The organism is Streptomyces sp. SID13666, assembly GCF_010548325.1.
GTDB classification, from domain to species: Bacteria; Actinomycetota; Actinomycetes; order Streptomycetales; family Streptomycetaceae; genus Actinacidiphila; species Actinacidiphila fildesensis.
In genome coordinates, this window is record NZ_JAAGLX010000092.1 from 1 (window position 1) to 8,613 (window position 8,613).

General features: G+C 72.0%; 11 protein-coding genes and 5 tRNA genes. 7 read left to right on the plus strand and 9 right to left on the minus strand.

Features of this window, described 5'->3' with window-relative positions:
• Positions 1 to 259: 259 nt before the first annotated feature.
• Together G3I60_RS43115 and G3I60_RS43120 are read right to left on the minus strand one after the other, a co-directional pair.
• Positions 260 to 472, minus strand: a complete 213-nt coding sequence (locus tag G3I60_RS43115; protein ID WP_138352657.1) for a hypothetical protein — start codon at positions 470 to 472, stop codon at positions 260 to 262.
• An 88-nt stretch (positions 473 to 560) separates the two neighbouring features.
• A complete protein-coding gene (locus G3I60_RS43120) occupies positions 561 to 1,034 on the minus strand; it encodes a hypothetical protein (protein ID WP_164296997.1) in 474 nt (157 codons plus the stop codon).
• 149 nt (positions 1,035 to 1,183) lie between these two features.
• Here G3I60_RS43120 and G3I60_RS43125 point away from each other — a divergent pair, with 149 nt between their 5' ends.
• The gene (locus G3I60_RS43125; protein ID WP_164296999.1) at positions 1,184 to 1,699 is read left to right on the plus strand and encodes a DsbA family protein; all 516 of its coding nucleotides are present in this window, start codon (positions 1,184 to 1,186) and stop codon (positions 1,697 to 1,699) included.
• 37 nt (positions 1,700 to 1,736) lie between these two features.
• Here G3I60_RS43125 and G3I60_RS43130 read toward each other — a convergent pair whose 3' ends face one another.
• From G3I60_RS43130 to G3I60_RS43140, 3 genes are read right to left on the minus strand one after another with little or no spacing between them, the layout of a single operon-like run.
• Positions 1,737 to 2,576 (minus strand): GNAT family N-acetyltransferase, encoded by an 840-nt coding sequence (locus G3I60_RS43130; RefSeq protein ID WP_164297001.1) that lies wholly within the window; start codon positions 2,574 to 2,576, stop codon positions 1,737 to 1,739.
• Positions 2,577 to 2,631: 55 nt separating this feature from the next.
• Positions 2,632 to 3,453, minus strand: a complete 822-nt coding sequence (locus G3I60_RS43135; RefSeq protein ID WP_164297003.1) for an aminodeoxychorismate lyase — start codon at positions 3,451 to 3,453, stop codon at positions 2,632 to 2,634.
• A complete protein-coding gene (locus G3I60_RS43140) occupies positions 3,450 to 4,481 on the minus strand; it encodes a chorismate-binding protein (protein ID WP_138352725.1) in 1,032 nt (343 codons plus the stop codon). Before G3I60_RS43140 ends, G3I60_RS43135 begins: the two co-directional genes overlap by 4 nt.
• Positions 4,482 to 4,686: 205 nt before the next feature.
• Here G3I60_RS43140 and G3I60_RS43145 point away from each other — a divergent pair.
• The 5 genes from G3I60_RS43145 (at position 4,687) to G3I60_RS43165 (ending at position 5,169) form a co-directional block, all read left to right on the plus strand.
• Positions 4,687 to 4,758: transfer RNA gene (locus tag G3I60_RS43145), tRNA-Gly, on the plus strand.
• A 33-nt stretch (positions 4,759 to 4,791) separates the two neighbouring features.
• Positions 4,792 to 4,862, plus strand: a tRNA-Cys gene (locus G3I60_RS43150).
• 3 nt (positions 4,863 to 4,865) lie between these two features.
• A tRNA-Val gene (locus tag G3I60_RS43155) sits at positions 4,866 to 4,937 on the plus strand.
• A gap of 44 nt (positions 4,938 to 4,981) precedes the next feature.
• Positions 4,982 to 5,053, plus strand: a tRNA-Val gene (locus tag G3I60_RS43160).
• A gap of 44 nt (positions 5,054 to 5,097) precedes the next feature.
• Positions 5,098 to 5,169, plus strand: a tRNA-Val gene (locus tag G3I60_RS43165).
• Between the two features lie 92 nt (positions 5,170 to 5,261).
• Here the strand turns inward: G3I60_RS43165 and G3I60_RS43170 are convergent.
• The 4 genes from G3I60_RS43170 to G3I60_RS43185 form a co-directional block, all read right to left on the minus strand.
• Positions 5,262 to 5,576: a zf-TFIIB domain-containing protein gene (locus G3I60_RS43170; protein ID WP_138352662.1), complete on the minus strand. Its 315-nt coding sequence runs from the start codon at positions 5,574 to 5,576 to the stop codon at positions 5,262 to 5,264.
• A 63-nt stretch (positions 5,577 to 5,639) separates the two neighbouring features.
• Entirely contained in the window at positions 5,640 to 6,563 is a 924-nt protein-coding gene (locus G3I60_RS43175; protein WP_138352663.1) for a phosphotransferase family protein, read from the minus strand.
• Between the two features lie 171 nt (positions 6,564 to 6,734).
• Positions 6,735 to 6,938, minus strand: a complete 204-nt coding sequence (locus tag G3I60_RS43180; RefSeq protein WP_138352664.1) for a hypothetical protein — start codon at positions 6,936 to 6,938, stop codon at positions 6,735 to 6,737.
• Between the two features lie 305 nt (positions 6,939 to 7,243).
• Positions 7,244 to 7,474, minus strand: coding sequence for a hypothetical protein (locus tag G3I60_RS43185; protein WP_138352665.1), 231 nt, complete (start codon positions 7,472 to 7,474; stop codon positions 7,244 to 7,246).
• A gap of 201 nt (positions 7,475 to 7,675) precedes the next feature.
• On the opposite strand from G3I60_RS43185, the gene G3I60_RS43190 reads away from it, so the two are divergent.
• Positions 7,676 to 8,613 (plus strand): serine/threonine-protein kinase (locus tag G3I60_RS43190; protein ID WP_164608526.1); only part of this gene is annotated, 938 nt, incomplete at its 3' end.

The window sequence follows — 8,613 nt, forward strand, 5'->3', positions numbered from 1 at the left end:
TGGACGAAGACTGCAGACGAGATCCTCGAACGCCTCGCCTCATATCTGAACAGAATTCCCGACTCAGAACACTAGGGCGTGTTGCGAAAGTCCCGCCTGGCCCACGACGCCTGGCACGCGCCCTCGCTGCGTTGTCGGGCTCGTCCACGTACGTCCAGTACGAGGACGACCCTCCGCCTTGCGAGCGCACGCACCAGACGCCGTGGGCCACGCCCTCCGGGCGAACGCCGCTCCTTTCGCAACACGCCCTAGCCGCGGCTCACAGCATGACGATGTCGTAGAGCGCCCCGAATCCGATGAGCCCCGCGATCACGCACAGGAAGAGCATCAGCGGCGGCTGGGAGAGCGCGAACAGACAGCCCTTGGGCTCGTCGGCGCCCGCCCTCGGCCGCGGAATGTCTCCGGGGGCCGGCCTCTCGGCCTCAGGTGTCGGCCGTGGGCACGGGGGTGACCCCCCGGAAGATCGCAGCACACCGCGATGATGACGCAGCACCCCATGCCGCCGCGCCCAACACGCGAACTCTCAGGGGTGGTTCTGCGTTCCGGGGCCCTGCGGCAGGTCAGATGCCGCGGCGCTTGAGGATCTCCTCGATGTCGGAGAAATCGGACAGTCCGCCGTCGGTCGCGGCCTTGGACTTCGCCGCCGGCTTGCGCCCCGCGGGCAGTGAGGGCTGGGAGGCGCCGGGGGCCACCGCCGGAGCACCCGCGGCGGCAGCGGCGGCCTTGCGTTCACGGCGGCTGCCGCCGTCGCGGCCGGCGGCGAAGCGCGTCACCGTGTAGAGCACCACGGACACCGCGAGCACACCGAAGCCCAGCCACACCGTCGGCTTGAAGACCAGGTCCGCGGCCCAGCTCCCGGTGGCCGTGCCGACCTTCCGGCCCAGGGTCACCAGGCCCGTCATGTACAGGCCCACCGGCAGCAGGGCGAAGGCGGCGGTGCGGACGGCCGCGAGGTAACGCCGGCGGTACGCGGTCAGCATCGCGATCGCCAGGCCCGCCGCGGACAGTGCGACGCATACGGTAGCGGTCAGCATCCAGTGCTCCTGATCCTGTACTCCTGCGGCTGTATCGGGATGTTCCTGTATCCATCGTGCACCCGTCGCGAAGCCGGAGGCCACGTCCCGGGACCTGTCTCAGGGTGATCTCGGGGGAGGGCTCCTCCCCAGGTGCGAGACTGGGCCGCATGAACGACGTCACTCCCCCTGCCACCGCCCGCGCCGTCCTGGAAGTCTGGTGCGAGCTGCAGTGCCCCGACTGCCGCACCGCCCTCGACGACGTACGCGCGCTGCGCGCCCGCTACGGCGACGCGCTGGACATCCAGCTGCGGCACTTCCCGCTGGAGAAGCACCAGCACGCCCTCGCCGCCGCCCAGGCGGCCGAGGAGGCCTGGGCGCAGGGGCAGGGCTGGCCGTACACCGAGGCGGTGCTGGCCCGGACGGAAGAGCTCGGCAAGCGCGGCGAGGAGCTTCTCGTGGAGGTGGCCCGCGAAATGGGGCTGGACGCGGAGGAGGTGGACACCGCGCTGATCGACGGCCGGCACCTGCTGATCGTCGATGCCGACGAGGCCGAGGGCCGGGCGATCGGTGTCACGGGCACGCCGACGTATGTGATCGACGGGCAGCGGCTCGACGGCGGCAAGAGCCAGGAGGGGCTGCGCGCCCGGATCGAGGAGATCGCGGACCGGCTGCTGGCCGGATAGGTCCGGTCCGAAGTCCTCTCCTCTGGAGCAGCAGCCGCTAGAGCAGCCGCTTGAACAGATGGCGGCGCGTGGTCGCGTACCCCAGGGACTCGTACAGCCGCAGCGCCGGCGTGTTGCCGCCGAAGACGTTCAGGCCCAGGGTGCCGACCCCGGCGCCCAGGCACTCCCGCTCCGCGACGAGCATCAGGGTGCGGCCGTGCCCCTGGCCGCGGTGCTCCTCGGCCACCTCGACGGAGAAGACCCACGCCGGGGCCCCCGGGTCGGCCGCGTCCCGCAGCCTCAGCCACAGGGTGCCGACATCCCGGCGCCGGTGGACCAGGGTCAGCAGCAGGGTGCCGTCGGTGCGGGGGCCGTCCGGCAGGGCCGCGCTGTGGTCGGCCTCGGCCCGGGCGGAGGCCTGGGCGAACGGGACGCCGCGGGTCACCATGCCCTCCACGTACGCGATCATCCTCTGTTCGTTCCAGGCGGGGAACTCCGCCTCGGTCATCGGGCGGACGGTGCTGCCTGCGGGCAGTTCGGGTGCGGGACCGGACAGCCGCTTGACCATGCCGCGGTTGCGCTCCGTGTAGCCGAGGGTGTCCGCGAGCCGCTGCGCGAGGACGGCGTCCGCCGGGATGTCGACCGTCACCTCGTCGCACCCCCAGCCGCGGAGCACCTCCTCGGCGGCGAGCGCGGCGACCGTGGCGCGGCCGCGCCGCCGGTCCGCCTCGTGGATCTCCAGTCCGGTGATCCGGCCGGCCGTGACGCCGAACCGCGGCCCGGCGGAGAGCTCGATCCCGCCGACCGGCCTGCTGTTGACGCATACGGTGTAGCGGCGCGAACGCGCGCCCGCCGCTCCGTGCCGCTCCGGCTGATCGGGTCGCAGGGTGGTTGTCATGGCGTCACTCCCCCGTTTGGACTGGGGCCAGTTCTACCCGCTCCTCAGCGCCACGTCACGGATTCGGGTCGGCTCCGGCCCGTTCCGCGAAGACCCGCATCGCCTTGGCGGTGACCGGGCCCGGTGCTCCCGGCAGTTCCCGCCCGTCGACCAGCCGTACCGCCTGCACATCGCGGAGGGTGGACGTCAGGAAGATCTCCTCGGCCTCGTCGAGCGCCTCCAGCGGCAGATCCGCCTCCTGGGCCCCGCTCCACTCGGCGACCAGCTCGCGGGTGATGCCGGCGAGACAGCCGGAGGAGAGCGGCGGGGTGAGCAGTTGCCCGTCGAGCACGACGAAGATGTTGGACCCGGTGCCCTCGCAGAGCCGCCCGACGGTGTTGCCGAAGATCGCCTCGGAGGCGCCGTGGGCGTGGGCGCGGGCGAGCGCCACGACGTTCTCGCCGTAGGAGGTGGTCTTCAGACCGCTGAGCGCGCCCCGCTCGTTACGGGTCCACGGCACCGTGACCACGGCGGTGGTGTCGGGCCGGGCGGCGGCCTCGCCGAGGGCGATGATCAGGGTGGGTCCCGCGTCGCCGCGGTCGGAGCCGAGCGGGGAGAGCCCGCCGGTGTACGTGATCCTGAGCCGGCCGAGCGGCACCGGGTTGGCCGCCAGAACCGCCTCGCAGCCCCTGCGCACCTCGTCGTGGTCCGGGTCCGGGAGTCCGAGACCGCGTGCGGACCGGGTCAGCCGGTCCAGGTGGCGGGTGGTCGCGAACGCCGCGCCGTCAACCGCCTTGAGCGTCTCGAAGACCCCGTCACCCACGGTGATCCCGTGGTCCAGCACCGACACCGTGGCGTCAGCGGCGTCCCGCAGCGTGCCATCGACCCAGATCTTCACGGTGTGGTCCCTTCGTGTCCCGGATGGTCCCCCGACGCTACCGCCAGCAGCCGGGACGCCTTCAGCTCGGTCTCGTCCCACTCCCGCACGGGGTCGGAGCCCCAGGTGATGCCGGCTCCCGTGCCGAAGCGCAGCAGCGGTTCCGGGCCGGTGCGGTCGACCCAGAACGTCCTGATCCCCACGGCCAGTTCACCGGTGCCGCGATCGGCGTCCACCCAGCCGATACCCCCGCAGTAGGGGCCGCGCGGCACCGTCTCCAGTTCCTCGATGATCCGCAGCGCACTGGACTTGGGGGCTCCGGTGACCGAGCCGGGCGGGAAGGTGGCGGCGAACAGCCCGGCCCAGCCGGTGTCCTGGCGCAGTTCACCCCGCACGGTCGAGACGAGGTGGACCAGCCCGGGGTGCTTCTCGACGGCGCACAGCTCCGGGACGGTGACCGAACCGGTCGCGCAGACCCGTCCCAGGTCGTTGCGGACCAGGTCCACGATCATCACGTTCTCGGCGTGGTCCTTGGGCAGCAGATCCGCCTCCGTACGTCCGGTGCCCTTTATCGGGCCGGATTCGACGAGGGAGCGGTCACGGCGCAGATAGAGCTCGGGGGACGCGGTGGCGATCTCCACACCGTGCCCGGGGAGCCGGATGGTGCCCGCGTACGGGGCCGGGTTGCCGTGGGCGAGCACCGAGCCGAGCGCGTCGACGTCGGACCGGGCGGGGTCGGGCAGCGGAGCGGACAGCACCCGGCAGAGGTTGGCCTGGTAGACGTCGCCGGCCGCGATGTACGCGCGTATACGGCGCACACCCGCGATATAGGCGTCCCGGTCCAGTGAGGAGGTCCACGCTCCGGTGGCCGGTCCGCACCAGCCGTCCGGCGCCGCCGGCGGCGCGCTGCGGACGTCCCCGAAGCGCGCGCACACCACCTGTCCCTCGAAGTCCACGGACACCGCCCAGAAGCCCGAGGAGTCGAGCGCGGCGAGATCGCTGGTGACATCTCGCAGGTCGGAGGCGACGCGGCCGCCGAAGCGGGCCATCGGGACGAGGTCTCGCACAGTGCTTCCAGGGTCGGTCCGAAGGGGTGTGGCCGAGTCTAGAGCGGTGCCCGTCGCGGCGCCCCGCTGGTCATCCGCTGGTCAGCAGCCCGGCACGCTGCGGAAACCGGTTTTTGAGCTGGCCGTGGAATCCGCTAGAGTTCAACACGTCGCCGGGACGCGGAAGCGCCCCGGAGCTACGACACCTGCGGACGTGGCTCAGTGGTAGAGCATCACCTTGCCAAGGTGAGGGTCGCGAGTTCGAATCTCGTCGTCCGCTCGGCGTGGGGGATTTCCCGTCCCCCGCGATGTTGGTGGAGTGGCCGAGAGGCGAGGCAACGGCCTGCAAAGCCGTCTACACGGGTTCAAATCCCGTCTCCACCTCACGCGCGATTAGCTCAGCGGGAGAGCGCTTCCCTGACACGGAAGAGGTCACTGGTTCAATCCCAGTATCGCGCACGCAGCACAGCACCACTTGTATCGCAGCAGTTGTAGTGGGTCCCGCGCGATTAGCTCAGCGGGAGAGCGCTTCCCTGACACGGAAGAGGTCACTGGTTCAATCCCAGTATCGCGCACGCAGCACAGCACCACTTGCATGGCAGCAGTTGTAGTGGGTCCCGCGCGATTAGCTCAGCGGGAGAGCGCTTCCCTGACACGGAAGAGGTCACTGGTTCAATCCCAGTATCGCGCACACGTCATGACCGAGGGCCGGAGCGATCATCGCTCCGGCCCTCGGTCGTTCCCGCTACCGCTCGCCGGGCGTCCCCGGCATCCGTCCTGGGATCAGGACGAGAAGAGCATGTGCCCGAAGCTGCGGTGCTTCTGGTGGTGGCCGCCGTGGTGACCGCCGTGGCCGCCGTGCTGCGGGGCGCCCCAGGCGGGACCCGCGGGGTACGCCTGCGGTGCCGGGTAGGCCTGCTGGGCCGGGTAGGCCTGCTGCGGCGGCGCGGCCGGCTGGTTCCACTGGCCTTCGACACGGGTGAGTGCCTCCAGCTCGCCGTAGTCCAGGAAGATCCCCCGGCAGTTGCCGCATTGCTCGATCTGGACGCCGTTGCGATTGAACGTGTGCATCGGGCCCTGGCACTTGGGACAGTGCATCTCCGGCTCAACTCCTCAATTGCGGTGATTCGCCACCGGAACGCCCGTCCGGCGGAGCTGGGTTCACGATACGTGGGTGATCCGGGCGCAGGCAGCGGTGAGGTCCTGCTCGACTTCGTCGAGCGGTCGGTTCTCGCGGGCGGCCCGCACCACGGCCAGCGCGGCCGACTGGACGGTCAACGCGCGGGCCGGCACGTCCAGATACGGCCAGGGGTCGCCGTCGGGGGGCACCGCCCGGCCGCCCGCGTCCCGGTAGGCGCCCAGGAAGCGCGTCCAGGCGTCCGGGTCGAGCAGTCCGGTCGCGAACCACATGGCGGGGCGGGCCAGGTCCCAGGCGGGATCGCCGATCCCCAGGTCGTCGACGTCGATGAGCTGCCACGGACCGCCGGGGGCGGGATGCCGGACGAGCTGGCCGAGGTGCAGATCACCGTGGCAGAGGGTGTCCGCACGCGGCTGCGGTGCCTCGTCGCGAGCCCAGCCCGGCAGACACTCCCAGGCCCGCAGCACGGTGTCCGCGGCGGGCGACCGGGCGCCGGCGGTCATCCGGGCGACGGCGCGGGCCGCCTTGGCGGGGCCGCGCATGGGCGGCAGCGGGTACGGCAGCGTCTGCGGGGGGACGGCGTGCAGCCGGGCGAGCAGGACGGCGGCGTCCTCCCAGGGGGCGCTGCCGGGCTCCTCGCGGTCCACCGGTACACCCAGCGGCCAAGCGGTGACGGGGCGGCCGTGCAGCAGCGAGCCTGTCCTGGGCGCCGGCAGTGGCAGCGGGGCGAGCAGGATGCCGCGCAGCAACGGGTGCGCGGCGACCCCGAGGCGAACCGTGAGGGCCTCCCGGTCGGTGTCACCGGCGTGGGCCTTGGCGACGAGCGCGCCGCTGCGGACCACCGTGCCGTCGGGCCGGTGGGCGAGCACCGAGGTCTCCGGTATGCCGGAGATGCCCGCGGCGAGCGCGGCGAGCTCCGCCGTCAGCTCCTCCCCCACCACTGTCATACGTTCAGTCAAGCACCCTCGCGGGCCCTGACGTGCGTGATGCCCAGGTACCACCGCTGGTACCCGGGCATCACGGCCGTCCGTCGCACCCCCGTCCCCACGGGGTTTCGTACCGGTTCCCCAGCCCGGACCGCTCTTCCGGGCATGGGGCCGATGCAACGGGGCGCTGTGTCAGCGCCCCATCAGCCCGGCTACGGACGACGCTTGTGCGGCCACCGCGTCGAAGCCTCCGAAGAGCAGGGCGAGGAGCACCGCGAGTGGCAGCACCATGGCCGCTGCGACCAGCGGATGGCGCGTGCCGGACGGGCGGGTACCGAAGGCGGCGATCCTGCTGCCGCGCACGGGGCGCACCGTACGACTCACTGTGTTCGCCATGGCCCTCTCCTGAGGTGTCGGTCGTTCACGCTGGTGGTGCGTCTGGTTGTCGGTCAGGCAAGCGGCGGGCGTCTGACCTCGGGGGACGAGTGCTACGCCCGCCGCTTGATTTCAAGATTAGGTGCGCGCCATGGCCTGGTCGTCATGCCGTCGTACCGCTTTCCGGGCCTCCGGGAGGATGACGCGGACCCGCCCGGGGTACTCCCCTGGGTGGACACCGGGCCCCCGGTCCCAGGGTGATCCCTGAGGGGGCTACCCCCAGGGGATGACCGCCCGCCGGGCCCTTCGATCGCGCTGGACCCGGCCTAGGCTTCGGTGTCGTCCCTCGGAATGGGCTGCTCCACCAGGGCGAGCACCCGGGTGGACATGAATCGGGCGGTGCGGACGACGGTGCCGTTGCGGGTGACTTCACTCACTTCCACCACACCGCGGCGCACCGCGGTCTCGACCCGGCGGCCGGCCCTGGTGGCCACCACCTCATAGGTACGGGTGGTGTCCCCGGCATCCACGACTATCTCCACGCGATCACCTTTCACGGCGTCATTCCCCCTTGGCAGACGGGCCGTTGATGGTGCGGGCCCGGCCGTTCCACCCCTTCGGAGCGGTCCGTTCCCACCTCTTAAGGATCCCACCCGGCACTGACAATCCCCCGTCCGGCGCATGCGCGGCCTATCGGCGCAGCGGGAGTTCAGTCCGTAAGCTGTGGACGTCCAACTGGCCAGGCAGCGGGGAAGAACATGGCGATGATGCGGCTCCGGCGCGAGGATCCGCGTGTCGTCGGCTCGTTCAGGCTGCACCGGCGGCTGGGCGCCGGCGGCATGGGTGTGGTGTACCTGGGTGCCGACAAGCGCGGCCAGCGGGTGGCATTGAAGGTGATCCGGCCGGAGCTGGCGGAGGATCAGGAGTTCCGTTCGCGGTTCGCGCGGGAGGTCTCGGCCGCGCGCAGGATCCGCGGCGGCTGCACGGCGCGGCTGGTGGCGGCCGATCTGGACGCGGACCGGCCGTGGTTCGCCACCCAGTACGTGCCCGGCCCCTCGCTGCACGACAAGGTCGCCGAGGAGGGGACGCTGCAGGCGTCCGAGGTCGCCGCGATCGGCGCGGCGCTCGCCGACGGCCTGGTGGCGGTGCACGAGGCGGGCGTGGTCCACCGCGATCTGAAGCCGTCGAACATCCTGCTGTCGCCGAAGGGCCCGCGGATCATCGACTTCGGGATCGCGTGGTCGACCGGCGCGAGCACCCTGACGCATGTGGGGACGGCCGTCGGCTCCCCCGGGTTCCTCGCCCCCGAGCAGGTGCGCGGCGCGGCCGTCACCCCGGCGACCGACGTCTTCGCGTTCGGCGCGACCCTCGCGTACGCGGCGACCGCCGACTCGCCGTTCGGGCAGGGCAGTTCCGAGGTGATGCTGTACCGGGTCGTGCACGAGGAGCCGGATCTGAGCGGGGTGCCGGACGCGCTCGCTCCGCTGGTCTACGCGTGTCTCGCGAAGGACCCCGGGGACCGGCCCAGCACCGTTCAGCTGTCCGAGCGGCTGGCCGAGATCGCGGCGCGTGAGGCGCGCGGGCTCGGCGCGCCCCGGCGCGAGGCGGTGCCGAAGACGGCGGGCCCGCGCCCGGAGCGGCCCACCGGGCGGCGGGCCGAGGAGTGCGCCCAGCAGCACACCGAGCGGCGGACGGC

Coding starts and splice junctions, on each gene's coding strand:
- G3I60_RS43170 (WP_138352662.1), bottom strand. CDS start 5,576: ATGCACTGTCCCAAGTGCCAGGGCCCGATGCACACGTTCAATCGCAAC.
- G3I60_RS43140 (WP_138352725.1), bottom strand. CDS start 4,481: ATGGCCCGCTTCGGCGGCCGCGTCGCCTCCGACCTGCGAGATGTCACC.
- G3I60_RS43180 (WP_138352664.1), bottom strand. CDS start 6,938: ATGGCGAACACAGTGAGTCGTACGGTGCGCCCCGTGCGCGGCAGCAGG.
- G3I60_RS43120 (WP_164296997.1), bottom strand. CDS start 1,034: ATGCTGACCGCTACCGTATGCGTCGCACTGTCCGCGGCGGGCCTGGCG.
- G3I60_RS43130 (WP_164297001.1), bottom strand. CDS start 2,576: ATGACAACCACCCTGCGACCCGATCAGCCGGAGCGGCACGGAGCGGCG.
- G3I60_RS43175 (WP_138352663.1), bottom strand. CDS start 6,563: ATGACAGTGGTGGGGGAGGAGCTGACGGCGGAGCTCGCCGCGCTCGCC.
- G3I60_RS43125 (WP_164296999.1), top strand. CDS start 1,184: ATGAACGACGTCACTCCCCCTGCCACCGCCCGCGCCGTCCTGGAAGTC.